At 36.8% G+C, this 16,999-nt stretch carries 14 protein-coding genes and 1 other annotated feature; of the genes, 5 read left to right on the top strand and 9 right to left on the bottom strand.

The window, feature by feature from the left end:
* Positions 1–87 precede the first annotated feature (87 nt).
* The 5 genes from LG329_RS03980 to LG329_RS04000 all read right to left on the bottom strand — a co-directional run bounded on the left by LG329_RS03980 (position 88) and on the right by LG329_RS04000 (position 4,078).
* Positions 88–762, bottom strand: a complete 675-nt coding sequence (locus tag LG329_RS03980) for a VOC family protein (protein ID WP_404453642.1) — start codon at positions 760–762, stop codon at positions 88–90.
* Positions 763–857: 95 nt separating this feature from the next.
* Complete coding sequence (locus tag LG329_RS03985) at positions 858–1,211, bottom strand: cupin (protein WP_404453644.1); 354 nt, start codon at positions 1,209–1,211, stop codon at positions 858–860.
* A gap of 280 nt (positions 1,212–1,491) precedes the next feature.
* On the bottom strand, positions 1,492–1,815 hold the full coding sequence (locus LG329_RS03990) for a DUF4870 domain-containing protein (protein ID WP_404453647.1): 324 nt from the start codon (positions 1,813–1,815) through the stop codon (positions 1,492–1,494).
* An 89-nt stretch (positions 1,816–1,904) separates the two neighbouring features.
* Complete coding sequence (gene tyrS / locus LG329_RS03995; protein ID WP_404453649.1) at positions 1,905–3,176, bottom strand: tyrosine--tRNA ligase; 1,272 nt, start codon at positions 3,174–3,176, stop codon at positions 1,905–1,907.
* A gap of 53 nt (positions 3,177–3,229) precedes the next feature.
* Positions 3,230–3,433: a binding site (T-box leader), on the bottom strand.
* 75 nt (positions 3,434–3,508) lie between these two features.
* A complete protein-coding gene (locus LG329_RS04000; protein WP_404453650.1) occupies positions 3,509–4,078 on the bottom strand; it encodes a biotin transporter BioY in 570 nt (189 codons plus the stop codon).
* Between the two features lie 129 nt (positions 4,079–4,207).
* Between LG329_RS04000 and LG329_RS04005 the strand changes: the two genes are divergently transcribed.
* From LG329_RS04005 to LG329_RS04020, 4 genes are all read left to right on the top strand, one after another.
* A complete protein-coding gene (locus tag LG329_RS04005; RefSeq protein ID WP_404453653.1) occupies positions 4,208–7,129 on the top strand; it encodes a transglycosylase domain-containing protein in 2,922 nt (973 codons plus the stop codon).
* Positions 7,130–7,338: 209 nt separating this feature from the next.
* Positions 7,339–7,992, top strand: coding sequence for a GNAT family N-acetyltransferase (locus LG329_RS04010; RefSeq protein WP_404453655.1), 654 nt, complete (start codon positions 7,339–7,341; stop codon positions 7,990–7,992).
* Complete coding sequence (locus LG329_RS04015; protein WP_404453658.1) at positions 7,993–8,643, top strand: acetoin utilization AcuB family protein; 651 nt, start codon at positions 7,993–7,995, stop codon at positions 8,641–8,643.
* The gene (locus LG329_RS04020; protein ID WP_404453661.1) at positions 8,640–9,800 is read left to right on the top strand and encodes an acetoin utilization protein AcuC; all 1,161 of its coding nucleotides are present in this window, start codon (positions 8,640–8,642) and stop codon (positions 9,798–9,800) included. Before LG329_RS04015 ends, LG329_RS04020 begins: the two co-directional genes overlap by 4 nt.
* 19 nt (positions 9,801–9,819) lie before the next feature.
* On the opposite strand, the gene motS is transcribed toward LG329_RS04020, so the two are convergent.
* The 4 genes from motS to LG329_RS04040 all read right to left on the bottom strand — a co-directional run bounded on the left by motS (position 9,820) and on the right by LG329_RS04040 (position 13,665).
* On the bottom strand, positions 9,820–10,608 hold the full coding sequence (gene motS, locus LG329_RS04025) for a flagellar motor protein MotS (protein ID WP_404453663.1): 789 nt from the start codon (positions 10,606–10,608) through the stop codon (positions 9,820–9,822).
* Positions 10,598–11,422, bottom strand: coding sequence for a flagellar motor protein MotP (motP, locus tag LG329_RS04030; RefSeq protein WP_404453666.1), 825 nt, complete (start codon positions 11,420–11,422; stop codon positions 10,598–10,600). Before motP ends, motS begins: the two co-directional genes overlap by 11 nt.
* A gap of 62 nt (positions 11,423–11,484) precedes the next feature.
* Positions 11,485–12,480: a catabolite control protein A gene (ccpA, locus tag LG329_RS04035; protein ID WP_404453669.1), complete on the bottom strand. Its 996-nt coding sequence runs from the start codon at positions 12,478–12,480 to the stop codon at positions 11,485–11,487.
* A 114-nt stretch (positions 12,481–12,594) separates the two neighbouring features.
* Positions 12,595–13,665 (bottom strand): bifunctional 3-deoxy-7-phosphoheptulonate synthase/chorismate mutase, encoded by a 1,071-nt coding sequence (locus LG329_RS04040; protein WP_404453672.1) that lies wholly within the window; start codon positions 13,663–13,665, stop codon positions 12,595–12,597.
* Positions 13,666–13,776: 111 nt separating this feature from the next.
* On the opposite strand from LG329_RS04040, the gene LG329_RS04045 reads away from it, so the two are divergent.
* On the top strand, positions 13,777–15,906 hold the full coding sequence (locus LG329_RS04045; protein ID WP_404453675.1) for a cell division protein FtsA: 2,130 nt from the start codon (positions 13,777–13,779) through the stop codon (positions 15,904–15,906).
* Positions 15,907–16,999: the final 1,093 nt, after the last annotated feature.

The raw sequence follows: 16,999 nt of genomic DNA on the forward strand, positions 1-16,999 counted from the left end.
TACATCCAAACGTATAAATGTAGCTGCCAGTGCAACCCCTTATTCCACTAATGCAACCAATTAAGTATCTAACTAACTAATGCTAATCTAGACTATAAATAGTTCGCTATCTGAATTGAGTATTACTTTATTATTATTCGTTAATTCAATCTCAATGGGATATATGGCAGATAGTTTATCTAAAAATATCCATCTCCTCCCTGGTTGTGTCAATAAAATGAATATCCCATTGGCCCTTTTTCCCATAAAATTAAAGGATTGTGTACTAATTGCATTATTGTCACGCTCAGGCACGCCAAGATTATTTAGTTTTTCGCCCACACTTACAGCATCTTCTACAGTTAAACTTATTTCACTAATATTTAAGATACTTTTAATGGAAAAAGGCTCCGTCCTACTTTCAGAAGTTGAATGTCTTGAAATAAACTCTACTATATTACCAGCAGGGTCATCGAAATAAAGAGCGTGCGCAGGTAAATGGTCAAAGTCAGCTTCATCTTCTCCATCTTCAACAGTTAGACTTACCCTTTCTTTTGTCCATGATTTTGCTTCTTCAAAATTGTTAGCAGGAATATTAAAAGCAAAGTGATAATAAGGATTTCCCTTTACATCTTTTGACGTAAACTCTAATTCACTTGTTCCAGCAGCAATTCGAAAGCTTCTTTCATCTTCTTTAATCAAAGAAAAACCTAGCGTCTCAATATAAAACTTTTTCATTTGCATTAAATTTTTCGTACGTAACACAACCAAATTGATTTTCATTTATAGATAACACCTTTCCTATGTAACTACCCGTATGGATTAGCAAAAAGAGCGCGATCCAATTAAAGGAAAACACCCTGTTAATTTAATAGCTTCTATTTCTCTAAAAACATAAAAGATAATGGGTTTAGTTCCTCACTTTCAATGACAACAGCTAATAGCCCATTCTTTGATTTTGTTTCGAGAAATTCACCTTTTTCCCAAAATACTGCATTTCCAGCTTGAAATTTACGATAAAATCCGAAGTCATTTCTTACATATCCTTCGCCGTCCATGACAAGTAGAAGTTGATGTGCTACAGCTTGATGATAGCCTATAACACGATCGCCGTCTAAATACATACTACCGACTAGTGACGGTGAATTGGTTTTGATAATGTGAGACATTACAAAGTCTGAATTATATTCCGATATCTTCCCCATATCTTTATCAAAATTATAAATTTCCAACACAATTCCCCCCTGTTCAAGAACCAAATATCCCTTAGTTATTAAATTCTATTTCCTTCCTTAAAATTCCTCCCCTTGTTCTCGGAAATTGATTCCTCAAATATAATTAGAGACGCAATCTTTATTAAAGAATAGTTATTCATCTTAATTCCTTTATGTATTTAATTGTTCTTTCTTTCAAAAACTCTAACCCAGTATCGATCCTTATCCAGTCAATCTAAAAAACCTAAGTTCATAACTAGAACTCAGGTTTTTAACTTATACCTTTATTTGGAATACCCTATTTGATGAATCTAAAAATCAATGGGAATCGATATCGTTTACCACTGTAAGCTTTAATTAATGCAATAATTGTAAATACAAACGCCATGATTCCAACAATCCAAATAAGAAGCAAACCAATTAATAATATTATTAAAATCACACTAATAATTGCGTAGATACTATATGAAATGAAGAAGTTAAAATACTCCTTTCCATGATAGTCGATAAAATCCGAATCATCCCTTTTCAACATCCAGATCACCAACGGTCCCAATATAGGAAAAGGAAAACTAACTAGATAAATCAACATCGCAAATAAGCGCTCATCATTGCTTGACATAGTTTCACCCCTTTGTATATTTATATTTTATTTATCCATTATATTTAATTTTGTACTAAAGTTTCTTTAAATGAACAAAAACGTTATTTTTATTTGTAACTTATTAGGTAATATTTTTTCTTACCCCTACGAATAATGGTGAATGTATCTTCAATTCGATCCTCATTATTAACAACATGCTTTAAATCCTGGTTTCTTTCACCATTAATATAAATAGCTCCATTACCAATATCTTCCCTAGCTTGTCTTTTTGATGATGATATTTTTGTATCAACAAGAAGATCAATTAAGGCCATCTCCGCTTTATTCAAATGATGTGTTGGTACATCTTTGAAGCCTTGTTCGATTTCCTGTTTTGATAAGGATTTTAAGTCACCACTAAATAAAGATGCTGAGATCTTTTGTGCCTGATCAACCGCTTCTTGTCCATGAACAACCCTGGTTACTTCCTCTGCTAGGCGCTTCTGTGCTAATCTTTCTTCGGGCTTATTTTCAACAGCATCAATCAATGAATCGACTTCTTTTTGCTCTAAAAACGTGAAATATTGAATGAACTTAATGACATCACGGTCATCAGCATTAAACCAAAATTGATAAAATTCGTATGGCGTTGTTTTTTCCAGATCCAACCAAATTGCGCCACCAGCTGTCTTCCCAAATTTAGTACCATCAGCTTTTGTAATCAATGGAACCGTCAAACCAAATACCTTTGTTTCTTCTTCTAAATTCTCGCGTGAACGACGAATTAATTCCATTCCAGCAGTAATATTTCCCCACTGGTCACTTCCACCAATTTGTAATGTACAATTTTCCTGCTCGTAAAGTTTAAGGAAATCCAATGATTGTAAAATCATGTAACTAAATTCAGTAAAAGAAATTCCTTGCTCAATTCGAGCTGAAACGGATTCTTTTGCTAGCATGTAATTAATACCAAAGTGTTTACCAGCATCACGTAGAAAGTCAATCACTGTCATACTTGCTAACCAGTCGTGGTTGTTTCTAGCTACAGCTGCATTTTCACCGTTGTCAAAATCCAATAGATTGGCTAATTGTTGTTTAATTTTTTCACTATAGCCTTTCACAACATTATCCTCATTTAATGATCGTTCAGATGAGCGTCCACTAGGGTCGCCAATCATACCTGTTCCGCCTCCAACCAATGCTATCGGTCGATGGCCAGCCTTTTGGAATCTTTTTAACATGTAAACCGGTAAAAGATGACCAATATGTAGACTATCGGCAGTTGGATCAAAACCACAGTATAGCGTTACTTGATTTTCTTTTAGGTGCTTTTCCAATCCTTCATTATCAGTGGTCTGATGAATCAGACCACGTTTTTCTAAATCTTGTAATACAGTCATATTCTTCACTCTCCTATTTTTTTGTAAAAATAAAAAAACCCTCCCCCTTCAATAGAAGGGACGAGAGTTTATTCGCGGTACCACCCTTGTTGCATAGAAATGCCACTTTGGGTTTTTTAACGATGTGTTTTCACCGTTTTCTATCATAGAAAAAGCTCCAGATTGTAATTCGTTCGCAAATGTATACTAGCTTTCACCACCCGCTAGCTCTCTAAAAAGGGATTTGCACAACTACTTCGATCCTTCATTACATATGGTTATACATTTATTATAGTATATTGTAACCATATCTATAATAAAATTGCAATAATTTATGAGTTTTATCTAACTTTCTATACTCGATTCAGTTTCGGTTTTAGTAATACATTAGCCTGTACTAGTCTTTTTCTAACGGTAATTCCAATCCAACTAGCTAAGAACGCTTTTATTAGACCAACAATTATAAAAGGATAAACTCCTGAAGCAAGTGCTGCTGACCAGCTCAAATCAAGAACATACTTTAATTGAACCATACCAAACACAAGAATTATAATCATACCGATTATATTGGCTAACATTGCCATGGTAATTGAAAAGTTACTTTTTTCAACTATTAACCCTGTTACAAAAGCTGCTACTATGAATCCAATAATATAACCACCTGTTGGTCCAATCAGTACGTGGGCACCACCGCTAAACCCAGCAAAGACCGGCACACCTACTGCACCAATTGCGGCGTAGCAAATCATTGCCATTGCACCTATTCTACTTCCTATTATAGTAGCGGTTAAACCAACTGCTAGTGTTTGTCCACTTATTGGAACAAGTGGTAGCGGAATCTCAATTTGTGCTAAAACTGCTGTAATTGCTGCAAACATTGCACAGATAATCATATTTCTTAGATTTGACTTACTTCCATTCATATTAACTCTCCTTTATGTTAACCTTTTTTTAGTTAGGTTAACATAAATAGTGACATTTTAAAAGAATTATTATTTTTTCAAAATAGCTAGTATGATATAATAGGCTTTGAATATTTAGGAGGTCTAAATATGGATGAAATCAAAAAATATATAGATAAAGCATATCAGAAGATAAAAACCTTATGGAATGAAGGTAGAATTCAGCGCACATCGAGGGTTACATATGATGTTACTTGGAATATTATCTTATTCTTTATCATTATAGGTGTTATTGGATTCTTTTTTGCAGGTGGAGTTGGTGCGGGATACTTTGCTTCATTAGTGAAAGATGAACCAATAAGAAGCTATGAAAGTATGAAAGCAGATATCTATAACTATGAAGAAACCTCAACATTATACTTTGCGGAAAATAAATATTTTGGTGATATACGATCCGATATTATGCGTGAAGAGGTAAAGCTTGAGGATGTTTCAGAAACATTGATTCATGCAGTAATAGCAACAGAGGATCGTAATTTTAAGGAACATGAAGGTGTTGTTCCGAAAGCAATATTACGTGCAGTTGTTCAGGAAGCAACAAATGCCGCTGTTAAAACTGGTGGTAGTACATTAACCCAGCAATTAATCAAAAACCAACTCTTAACAAATGAGGTTTCATTTGAGCGTAAAGCAAAAGAAATCTTACTGGCGTTACGATTAGAACGGTTCTTTGATAAAGAACAAATTTTAGAGGCTTATCTTAATATTATCCCTTACGGTCGTGAAGCATCTGGTAGAAACATTGCAGGAATACAAACTGCTGCACAAGGAATTTTTGGTGTAGATGCGAAAGAGGTAAACCTACCACAGGCTGCGTATTTAGCTGGTCTCCCACAAAGTCCTTCATACTATACACCTTTTAAAAATAGTGGTGGATTAAAAGAACCAGGTGCATTAAAGCCTGGTATTGAACGAATGAAGACAGTATTAGAAAGAATGTATGCAGCTGACTATATTACAAAAAAAGAGTATGAAAAAGCACTTAAATACGATATTGTTGCTGATTTTACACTTGAATCAAATACTCCTATGGATAAATATCCTTATTTAATGTTTGAAGCAGAAAAACGTGCTAAAAAAATTCTAGCAGAACATCTTGCTTCGGAAGATGGATATACTTTAAAAGATTTGAAAAAAGATGAGAAATTATTTGAAGAGTATCAAATTCGAGCAGATCGAGCGTTAAGGAAAAATGGGTATGAAGTACATACTACCATTGATAAAGAAACATACGTTGCATTTCAAAAAATAGTCAAGAACTACGAACATTACGGACCAAAAAGTAATTGGACTTGGACCGATCCGAAAACTGGTAAAGAATATCACATTAATGAACCCGTTCAAACGGCTGGTATGTTAATTGAAAATAGTACTGGTAGAATCATAAGTTTTGTTGGTGGACGTGGTTATTCACAAGAAAATCAACTAAACTATGCAACTGAAGCAGTACGATCGAATGGCAGTACGATGAAACCATTGCTAGTGTACGGTCCAGCCTTTGACACTGGAGTAGCTCAACCAGGAAGCATCTTAGCAGACATTAGAACTAACTATGGAGGTTATTCACCAGATAACTATACTGAAAACTTCCACGGTCTTGTTACCGCCCGAAAGGCTCTCGCTGAATCATATAACGTCCCTACCATTCAATTGTATAGCAAGCTTATGAATAAGGGAATTGGGCAAAAATATATTGAAAAAATGGGTATTACTACAATTGGAGAAAAGGAATATAGCAATCTTGTACTCGGAATCGGTTCTACAACACATGGAACAACCATCGAAGAAAACGTAAATGCATTTGGAACATTCGGAAATGGCGGGAAATTTGTTGATGCATATATGATAGAAAAAATTACAACATCTGATGGAAAAACCATTTATAAACATAAACCTAAACCAGTAGATGTATTTAGCCCACAGTCTTCATATTTAACAACAGACATTTTGCGTGACGTTCTGGATTATGGTACAGCTACTTTCCTGCAATCGCATCTTGATATGTCGGTTGACTGGGCAGGAAAATCAGGTACCTCGAATAATTGGGAAGATTCATGGTTTGTCGGATACAACCCAAATGTAACTTTCGGAACATGGATCGGATATGACACACCACATAAACTTAAATGTGATAGTGGTTGCATGCGATACAACGAGCGAAACCTATTACTTTGGTCAAAGCTTGTTAACAAGGCTACAGAAATAAATCCTGAGTTAATGGCTCCAGAGGCTAACTTTGAACGCCCTGATGGAATTGTATCTCGTAGTTATTGTGCAATTTCTGGTAATCTACCATCAGACCTTTGTAGTAAAGCTGGCTTGGTTTACTCAGATATATTTAATGCGAAATATGTGCCGACCAAAACCGATAACAGCTTAACTACCGGTGCCTATGTGATGGTAGATGGAAAAGCGGTCATTGCTGGACCTAATACACCAGGAGAATTTATTAACGGTGATGGCTTAACATTTAATCCTGAATTTATAAAGAAAAATAATTATGATAGATTAAATGATTTAACAAAGCTATTCCCGTTTAGGGATAGAGCGAAATGGCAAAAAATTGGTGTTCCAAGTGGAGATGTTGGTACCGCTATTGGGGATGATGGTAAAGCACCTGCTGCTCCAACATCATTTAATAAATCAGGGAGTAAGTTAGCCTGGAATGATTCGAGCAGCAAGGATGTGGTTGGATATCGCATCTATCGTGCATCAAAACCAGGTGGATCATACTCGTTAATTGGAAATACAACATCAACTAGTTTTGGAATTGGAAATGGTAAAGGAGTATATCGTGTGAAAGCAGTAGATTACTTTGGAATGGAATCAAAAGCATCAAAAGAAGTCGTAGTTGGAGACTTTTCTAAGCCTGATCCAAAAGATCCTAAACCTGACCCAAAAGAACCAAAAGATCCTAAAGACGGAGAGGATCCACCTGGTGACCCAAAGGATGGGGATGGACCAACTCCACCACCAGTGGAGCCGCCACCAGCAGACAAACCTAAAGAATAACTCTTTTTAAACTAGCTTGTAGGAATTACTCCCTACAAGCTAGTTTTTTTCATTTTTTACTAAAAATACAGACGATTATCCTGTATAATGGAACAATAACGAAATATACGAATATATTTTTCAAGAAATTAAGTATTAAGAGACTTTCCGCTATTCGCTATTAAACTAATGCGAATGCAGCGTTATTCTAAGGAGTAGGCGGTGAAAATATGAATCATGAGAAAACTTATCAATCATTTACACACGATACTACCCATGGAGAAATTACAATCGAAGGACCACTTCCTTCATCAGAATTGAAAAATTATCATTTTCATGAACATTTAACTGCATTTCGTCAAGCACCTAAACAATTCGAAGCTATTCTAAACATCGCAGACTTCCCAGAAGGACGAATCATCATTGCACGGACAGAAGACACCATTATAGGCTATGTTACGTATTTACATCCGGATCCGCTTGAACGTTGGTCAGAATTTAGTATGGAGGATTTAATTGAACTTGGGGCCATTGAAGTTATACCAAAATACCGTGGGTCAAAAGTTGCATCAGGTCTATTAAAGATATCCATGATGGATGAATATATGGAAAATTACATCGTAATCTCAACCGAATATTATTGGCACTGGGATTTAGATGGGACGAGGCTGAGTATATGGGACTACCGAAAAGTCATGGAAAAAATGATGGCTGCTGGGGGACTACTCCCTGCACCAACAGATGATCCCGAAATTATTTCCCACCCTGCCAATTGCTTAATGGTTCGAATTGGTGAAAACGTTCCAGATGATTCCGTTAAACAATTTGATAAACTACGATTTCTACAACGTCATCAGTATAGAACAATGAGGGAGGGATTATAGGTGCTAGTCGAAGAAATTATGAACACAAATGTCATCTCCTTACCACCTAGTGCAACCATTGCTGAGGCACTAAAACTATTACAAAAAAACAGAATTAGACATATCCCTATTATTGATGAACACACACAAGTAATTGGAATAGTTTCAGACCGAGATGTTCGGGATGCTAGTCCATCCATCTTTCATACGAAGTCCGAAGAGAATGTTCTACAAAATGAAATTCAAACAATCATGAGTCATCCTGTAGTGACGGTACATCCCCTTGACTTTGTTGAGGAAGTTGCAGGTATTTTTTATGATGAAGAATTTGCTTGTGTACCTGTTGTAAGTGATTACAAACTGGTTGGTATGGTAACAGAAAAAGATATGCTTTATACACTCATACATGTAACCGGTACTAATGTACAAAGTTCGCATATCGAAGTAAAGGTACCGCATAAGCCTGGAATTTTACCAGAAGTTGCTTCCGTTTTTGGTAAACGTAAAACGAATATTACATCTGTATTAGTTTATCCGTATAAAAATGATCCGAACTATAAAATCCTTGTCTTTCGAATCCAAACCATGAATCCTATGCCTGTTATTGAAGATTTGCGAGAAGCTGGTTATGAATTAATGTGGCCAAATAATATCACGGGGCCAAAATCATGACTTGCAACGCTTCATTTATTTTTTCGGATGCAATGTTGCAGTATCACTTTCATAAGGACCATCCATTTAACCAAAAACGTGTTACCCTTGCAAAGGATTTATTAGTTGCATCAAAAGCATTAAGTGATGATCAAATCATTGCACCGAGAAAAGCTACAGAAGAAGAACTTGCATTGTTTCATGATCCGGCTTACATACAGGCGATTCAAAAAGCCAGCAAAGGATTGCTAAAAGAAGACGAAGGTTTAGAGTATGGAATAGGCACAGAGGATACACCTATTTTCAACAATATGCATGATGCATCTAGTTACTTAGTTGGTGGTACATTAACAGCGGTTGATGCCGTTTTGAAAGGTAAAGCTGACCATGCACTAAATCTTGGTGGTGGTTTACATCATGGATTCAAACGAAGAGCTGCTGGATTCTGCATTTATAATGATGGTGCAGTTGCAATTAAATACATTCGGGAAAAATATGATTTAAAAGTACTATATGTGGATACAGATGCACACCACGGAGACGGTGTACAATGGGCTTTTTATGAGGATCCAAATGTATGCACATTTTCCATCCATGAAACAGGGAGATACCTTTTTCCCGGAACCGGAAATATAAATGAACGTGGTATCAAGGAAGGACATGGTTATTCATTTAATCTACCAATCGATGCGTTTACTGAAGATGAATCGTTTATGCAGCTCTATGATACCGCATTTAGGGAGATTACAGAATACTTTCAACCTGATGTTATCATCACGCAAAATGGTGCAGATGCACACTGCTATGATCCATTAACCCATTTATGTGGAACAATGGAGATATACGAAAAAATCCCTGCACTTGCCCATGAACTAGCCCATCAGTATTGTGATGGTAAATGGATTGCATTAGGCGGTGGTGGCTATGACACCTGGCGTGTAGTGCCACGAGCCTGGGCTCAAGTGTGGAATGTAATGTGTAATGGCAATCATTTAGTAGGTGATATTCCACCAGAATGGATCAACAAATGGAAAGTTGAGGCACCTGTTGCTTTGCCAACCAGTTGGCAAGATGATAAAAGTATTGTACCCATCATCCCACGAAAAGAAGAAATTAATGAGAAAAACTATAAGATGCTTCTGAGTGCCTTGAAATATACTAAAAAAACGAGAGGGTAATCAGGTTACCTTCTCGTTTTTATTTATTTGGTTTATTCTTATTTTCTAAAATAACTATTTCAACTCGTCTATTCTTGCTCATGTTTTCTGGGCTGTCATTTGGTACAAGCGGCTTGGTATCACTATAACCGACAATCGTAAATCGTGATTTATCAAAATCATTTACCTTCACTAAATAACGAACCACACTACTTGCTCGTGCTCCCGATAATTCCCAGTTAGAGGGATAACGAAAGCTCGACATTGGTTTACTATCCGTATGACCTTCCACTTTTATCTCATTAGGAATTTTAGCTAACAATGTTCCAATCCTATTTAAAAATGGTTTACCAGACGAAAGAATTTCTGCTTCACCAGGGTCGAATAAAATAAGTTCTTGAAGAACCAAAACTACCCCACGTTCATTCCTGCTTGCAGAAATAACGTTATTTAGGTTATTCTGATCTAAATACTGCTCCACATCTGTCATTAACTTATGCAGTGAATCTTCCTTCATTACTTCTTCCTCATCACGATCGATAACATCCTTTAACTGGATTGGATTATCAATTTCATTTGCGTTTTTCGCGCTTTCCAAATCATTTGTATTCTCGGTTGGATTTTCCATTGGAACGGGAGATGGAGAAAAGTCAAATATCATTCGATTATTGAATGAATCTGAGATAGCTTCAAATTGCACTAAATTAATTTGTGACATGGAAAAAAGTAAAATAAAAAAAACAAGAACCAATGTTATCATATCTGAATATGTAACCATCCATTTTGGAGCACCAGTCGATTTATTACGCTTTATTGGTCTACGCTTCATTTACGCTCTCCTCCACAAATGTGGATTCCTCTTTACTTTCTTCATTCTTTTTGACTTCTTTTGGTAAGAATGCACTTAATTTTTCCTCGAGAATTCGCGGATTTTGGCCAGACTGTATCCCAATAACACCTTCAATTATAATTTGCTTGATAAATACTTCTTCTTCCGTCTTAATTTCCAACTTATTCTTCATTGGAATAAATACTAGATTCGCAAGAACAGTACCGTATAAGGTTGTAAGTAATGCTACCGCCATACTGGGACCCAATGTACTAGGATCTTGTAAGCTATTTAACATAAGCACCAAACCGATTAGCGTTCCAATCATTCCCCATGCTGGTGCATATTCCCCAGCCTTTTCCAAAATTGTACGCCCTTTATAATGTCTATCTTCCATTGCTGTGATTTCTGCATTCATGATGTCACTAATTACGTCAGGTTCGACTCCATCTACAGCGAGTAGTATACCTTTTTTAATAAAAGGTTCATCAACATCATCTAAGTCACTCTCAAGCGCTAAAATACCTTCTCTTCTTGCGCGCTCAGATAATTTAATAAATAATTGGATAAGTTCAGGAAGGCGTTGACCATTTTGGTGAAACGCTTCTTTCATTACTTTTGTTGTCAATTTAATTTGTTCCATTTTAAAATTAATCATCAGAGATGCAATAAGTCCACCAATAACAATAAAGATGGATGCTATATCAAGGAATGAAATAAATCCCTCGGTCCCACCACTAGTTAAAATGGCCATCATAATCATAATAAATCCTAATGTTATGCCGATTGGAGTTAAAATGTCTCTTTTTCTCATGTTATCTCCCCTAACGTACTAAGTAAACCAAATTAGATTTACTATTTATATCGGCATAACTTTTATTTAGTTGAGTTTCTTTCGACAATTCTATGCGGTAAAACGACTTTTTTTTCAGAGACGTCTTCCTTATTCATATACTTGGTTAACAAACGCATCGCAACAGCGCCAATATCGTACATTGGTTGAACAATAGTTGATAGTGTTGGGCGAACCATCGAAGCAAGTCTCGTGTTATCAAATCCAAATACCTCTACATCTTCCGGAACGCTCAGCCCTCTATCCTGTACACCATGAATAACTCCAAGCGCCATCTCATCCGATGATACAAAAATAGCTGTCGGTTTATTGTTTAATGAATGAAGGTGCTCGAATGCTTCAATACCTGAATCATACGTATAATCGCCTTTTACAACATATTCATCTATTAGGGGAATAGCTGAATCTTTGTGAGCACGTTTATACCCTAAGTATTTTTGTTCATTAATGATCGTATCATCTTGCCCAGCAATGAATGCTATACCCTTATTACCTTTATCGAGTAAAAATTTCGTTGCCTCATATGCAGCCTGTTCGTAGTCAATATTTACGGACGGAATCGTATTTGATTCATCATATGTAGCAGCTAAAACTACTGGAACTGATGAAGTTTTAAATTGCTCAACATGATCGTTCGTAATCGAACCACCCATAAATAAAATACCGTCGACTTGTTTTTCAAGCATTGTATTAATTAATTGAAGTTCCTTATCCTTATTCTGATCTGAATTGCTCAAGATAATATTATATTTATACATCGTAGCAATATCCTCGATCCCTCTTGCAAGCTCGGCAAAAAAGATACTCGAAATATCTGGAATAATCGCTCCGACAGTAGTCGTTTTTTTACTAGCTAAGCCACGTGCAACCGCATTCGGCCGGTATCCCAAGGTTTCAATTGTTGCTAGTACTTTTTTTCTTGTCGTTGGTTTAACATTTGGATTTCCATTTACTACACGTGAAACAGTTGCCATAGATACGTTTGCTTCTCTCGCAACATCATATATTGTAATGTTCATTTGTATAGCCTCCTATTCAATTATATCGACTTCTTTTTCATCTATCATACTCTACCATAAGCCAAAACACAAAAATAATTGTGACTAACCGTATACGTGGTAAGTCATTAACAGCTAGTACTTTTTATTAGAAAAATCATTTAACTCATTCATAAAATGATCAAACATTTCTAAATCCATTTGTTGTGCTGAATCTGATAGTGCTACTGCGGGGTCAGGATGAACCTCAGCCATTATCCCATCAGCTCCGATCGCAATTGCAGCTTTTGCAGCTGGTAATAATAAGTCTTTTCTTCCTGTTGAATGTGTCACATCTACCATAACCGGCAAATGCGTCTCCTGCTTTAAAATAGGTACTGCAGAGATGTCCAATGTATTCCGGGTGGCTTTCTCATAGGTTCTTATACCTCGCTCACATAAAATAATATTTCCATTTCCTCTTGAAATAATATATTCTGCAGCATTGATAAACTCAGCTATTGTTGCCGACAAACCCCGTTTTAATAAAACTGGTTTATCGACATCTCCTACTGCTTTTAGTAATTCAAAATTTTGCATGTTACGTGCGCCTATTTGAATAACATCAACATAGTTAAGTGCTTCTTCTATATGATTAGGATTTAATATTTCACTAACAACTGCCAAGTCATGTTCATTTGCTGCTTCTTTTAAAATTTTCAACCCCTCAAAACCAAGTCCCTGGAAATCATACGGAGACGTTCTAGGTTTGAAGGCGCCACCACGAAACAACTTTATTCCCTTGTTCTTAACGGATTCAGCAACCTGGGAAACTTGTTCATAACTCTCAACGGAGCATGGACCCATAACAAAATGAACATTACCATCACCAATTTTTCTTCCATTTATCTCAATAACTGTATCATCTGGTTTCTTTTTACGTGAAACAAGCAACTCCTTGCGGTGATCATCCTCTTGTAGTTCAAGACTTGCTTTAAATATCTCTTTAAAAATATGTTCAACTGTCGAATTTACAAACGGGCCATTATTATGGGAAGTGATTTGATCCATCATTTCTCTTTCACGTAGGGGATCAAAACGTTTAACACCATGTTTAATTTGACCTATTTGTTGGACTAGGCCTGCACGCTTATTAATTAGAGCTAAAAGTTCCAAATTAACTTCATTCATTTGCTCTCGTAATATATCCATTTGATTTTGTTTCATTTCCTACACCTCTATTTGCGGTTTATAATTATCAGAAAGTATGGTACATTCTTTAATAGTTTATTACGATAACAAAATTTTTGCAGTATATGAGATCGAGAGGAATCCTTTATGAATGAAAAACTATTTGCACTTGATATCGGAACAAGATCAGTGACTGGTATTTTGTTAGAGCAAAAAGAATCTACATTTACTATCATTGATTATTATACCATTGAACATACAGAACGATCGATGCATGATGGACAAATCCACAATGTTCTTGCTGTATCAAAAGTAATCCAAGAAGTAAAAGAGCATTTAGAAGATAAACATGGCAAACTCCCATCTGTTAGTGTTGCGGCTGCAGGACGTTCACTAAAAACAATCCAGACTAGCGCGTTGATGCAAATTAACCAGCAACCTATTTTAGATGAGGAAACAATTAAACACTTAGAACTAACTGCAGTACAAGTTGCCCAGAAGGAACTGGTAAGTGAAAGAGAAAATGGGTCTTACACGAACTATTATTGTGTTGGTTACTCTGTGCTTCACTACAGGCTTGACGGCGAATTAATTGGTTCTTTGATTGATCAAAATGGGGAAGAAGCTTCTGTTGAAATTATCGCAACCTTCTTACCGAAAGTAGTTGTAGAATCATTAATTGCTGCTTTATCTCGTGCCAATTTAGAAATGAATGCACTCACACTAGAGCCTATTGCCGCCATCCATGTCTTAATACCAGAATCCATGCGCAGACTGAATATTGCACTAGTTGATATTGGTGCTGGTACTAGTGATATAGCTATTACAGATCAAGGTACTGTATCAGCTTATGGTATGGTACCAATAGCTGGAGATGAAATCACAGAATCTATCAGCGAAAACTATTTATTGGATTTCCCTGTTGCTGAACAAACAAAACGGGATATTGTAACAAATGGGGAAGCAGTCGTACATGACATACTAGGATTTGAATCAACCATAACATATAGCACCTTAGCAGATGATAGTAAAGAAATAATAGAAAAACTTGCTCAGTCAATTGCAAATGAAATCATCCAACTTAATTCAAAGCCCCCTAAAGCGGTCATGCTTATAGGAGGCGGAAGTTTGACACCTGAGATTACGACTACACTAGCAAAAAAACTGCAGCTTCCTCAAAACAGAGTCGCTGTAAGAGGAATTGACGCTATTCAAAGCTTAACAAACGCTAGCACTCTACCATCCGGACCAGATTATATTACACCCATTGGAATCGCGATTGCTGCTAAAGAAAACCCTGTTCATTACCTGAGTGTAACAGTAAACGATCGAATGATTCGGATGTTCGAGATGAAGACGTTATCGATTGGCGATTGTTTGGTTCAGGCTGGTGTTGAAATCAATAAGTTCTATGGTAAACCCGGCATTGCTTCTATTATTACGGTAAATGGAAAACAAATTACATTACCAGGGGGATATGGACAAGCCCCCAAAATCTATTTAAATAACAAAGTAGCTGGTGTAGATACTGAAATACAAAATAAAGATCATATTTTAATAGAAAAGGGCGAAGACGGCACGGCACCATATGTAACAATTGAACAGGTAATCAGTGACCTCCCGACAATAACTATTCGATTTAATCAGCAATCAATAGCTGTAGAACCAGTGTTTCATGTCAATAATCACAAAGAAACAAAAAACTATGTACTCAAGGATAATGATGAGCTGCGGATTACACAAATTAGAACCGTTCAGGACTTTCTTGCTGTAGCTAGTTCAGAAAAACTTCAACAAATACAACCGTTCATTGTTTATATTAATCAAAAGGAATTTATGCTTGTGGCCGGTGAATCACAGTTTCATTTGAACGGTGAAAAGGTTAGTTTAAGCCATAAACTTAAGAATGGTGACTCGTTAAAAATGTTACGTGCAAACGTACCAACAGTTGCAGATCTGTTATCACAACGCGAGGAGCAAATGATGGAATCTATTAAGGTTACATTTAATGAAGAGTCTTTCGTATTACAACAAAAACGTATACGCATTATTAGGGGCAATCAAGAATTGAATGAGGATACGCAGTTGAATTCAGGTGATCGTATTGAGTTAGAGAAACAAACAATACAGCCGTTTATATTTCAGGATATTTTCCGCTACGTAGATATTGACCTGTCAAAAATTAGTAGCAGTTTTCAGCTATATAAAAACGGTAGCCCAACTTCGTTTGATGAAACCATTAAAGATGGTGATCAGTTACAAATTGATTTTAAGTAATAAGAAAAGCGTAAGCGCCTTGGTCAGCCCCGACAAGTTTAAGACGAATCTCTTAGTGATGATTTTTATCACAAAGAGATTTGACTTAAAACCTCGAGGGGCTAGGCGCTGGAGCTAGACAGATTAACGCCAAAGTTTTATACTTTCTTTCCTAAGGACAAAAGCGCAAGAGCCCGTTTATTGCCGTATGACCTGTGCCCACGCAACGAGGGTAGTTGGATGTTGCTCATGCTTTGTGGCGGTCTTAATCGAACCTCCTTCTTTCTTATTGGCTCTTTTCGTACGCAATGTTGCTTTTTATCTTCATAGTTGATATAAAATGCGACTTAACTAAAATCATGTTCGATGCCCCTGCGCCATCGCTGCGGAAAAATCACTACGCTTGTGTGGTGTCTATAATGGAATGATAGAATCACATTATTGATTAGAGCATGAAATTCCCACTGATATGGCAGTTGATTGGAGTTCCGGGCAGTCGACTCCTGCGGGAAAAGCAACAGCTGAAGACCCCACAGGAAGTGGTTGATGATGAGGGCCGACTAAAACCGTCCTTTGCGGACAACGTCGGCATACCCCTTGCCGGGGCAAGGAGGCTGAAGCGTTGCCCGCGGAAAGCGAACTGCCCGGAACGGAAATCAACCAGCAGTTACGTCGCGTAATATTGATATTCTCTCAAAAGCAACAATCTTTACGAAAACAGCCTTCTTATTAGATGAACTTGACTTATCGCCAGTAATGGCGAAAGTCAAAGTGAATCTTATGCTGTGATGAAGTGAAAAGGAAACATGCCCCTGCAAAAGGGGTATGTCGGCGTTGGGCGGCAAGCTCGGTTTTAGTCGACCTACCTTTGTAGCGATTAAGGACGTTCGACCATGTCGAACTGTTATCGTAAGGAGGTGCCATGTTTATTGCGCCGAGTTTACGAGAAGCAGGAAGGCACTAGGCACTAGGCAATGGGCGCTGGCCGATAAAAACGCCACGTCCTGTAGGTCGGAGCTGGACGTAGCTAGTATGTGATTCAGTTATCCACATATAGATTCGTAAGAAAAAGGGTAAGGGGCTTAATATGAAAGCCCCTTACCCTTTTTACTTA

Origin of the sequence: Virgibacillus necropolis (assembly GCF_044793635.1) — a bacterium.
GTDB classification, from domain to species: domain Bacteria; phylum Bacillota; class Bacilli; order Bacillales; family Amphibacillaceae; genus Virgibacillus_F; species Virgibacillus_F necropolis_A.

Coding starts and splice junctions, on each gene's coding strand:
- LG329_RS04005 (WP_404453653.1), top strand. CDS start 4,208: ATGGATGAAATCAAAAAATATATAGATAAAGCATATCAGAAGATAAAA.
- motS (WP_404453663.1), bottom strand. CDS start 10,608: ATGAAGCGTAGACCAATAAAGCGTAATAAATCGACTGGTGCTCCAAAA.
- LG329_RS04040 (WP_404453672.1), bottom strand. CDS start 13,665: ATGAAACAAAATCAAATGGATATATTACGAGAGCAAATGAATGAAGTT.
- tyrS (WP_404453649.1), bottom strand. CDS start 3,176: ATGACTGTATTACAAGATTTAGAAAAACGTGGTCTGATTCATCAGACC.
- LG329_RS04010 (WP_404453655.1), top strand. CDS start 7,339: ATGAATCATGAGAAAACTTATCAATCATTTACACACGATACTACCCAT.
- LG329_RS03990 (WP_404453647.1), bottom strand. CDS start 1,815: ATGTCAAGCAATGATGAGCGCTTATTTGCGATGTTGATTTATCTAGTT.
- LG329_RS04000 (WP_404453650.1), bottom strand. CDS start 4,078: ATGAATGGAAGTAAGTCAAATCTAAGAAATATGATTATCTGTGCAATG.
- LG329_RS04045 (WP_404453675.1), top strand. CDS start 13,777: ATGAATGAAAAACTATTTGCACTTGATATCGGAACAAGATCAGTGACT.
- LG329_RS04020 (WP_404453661.1), top strand. CDS start 8,640: ATGACTTGCAACGCTTCATTTATTTTTTCGGATGCAATGTTGCAGTAT.
- motP (WP_404453666.1), bottom strand. CDS start 11,422: ATGAGAAAAAGAGACATTTTAACTCCAATCGGCATAACATTAGGATTT.
- LG329_RS03980 (WP_404453642.1), bottom strand. CDS start 762: ATGAAAATCAATTTGGTTGTGTTACGTACGAAAAATTTAATGCAAATG.
- ccpA (WP_404453669.1), bottom strand. CDS start 12,480: ATGAACATTACAATATATGATGTTGCGAGAGAAGCAAACGTATCTATG.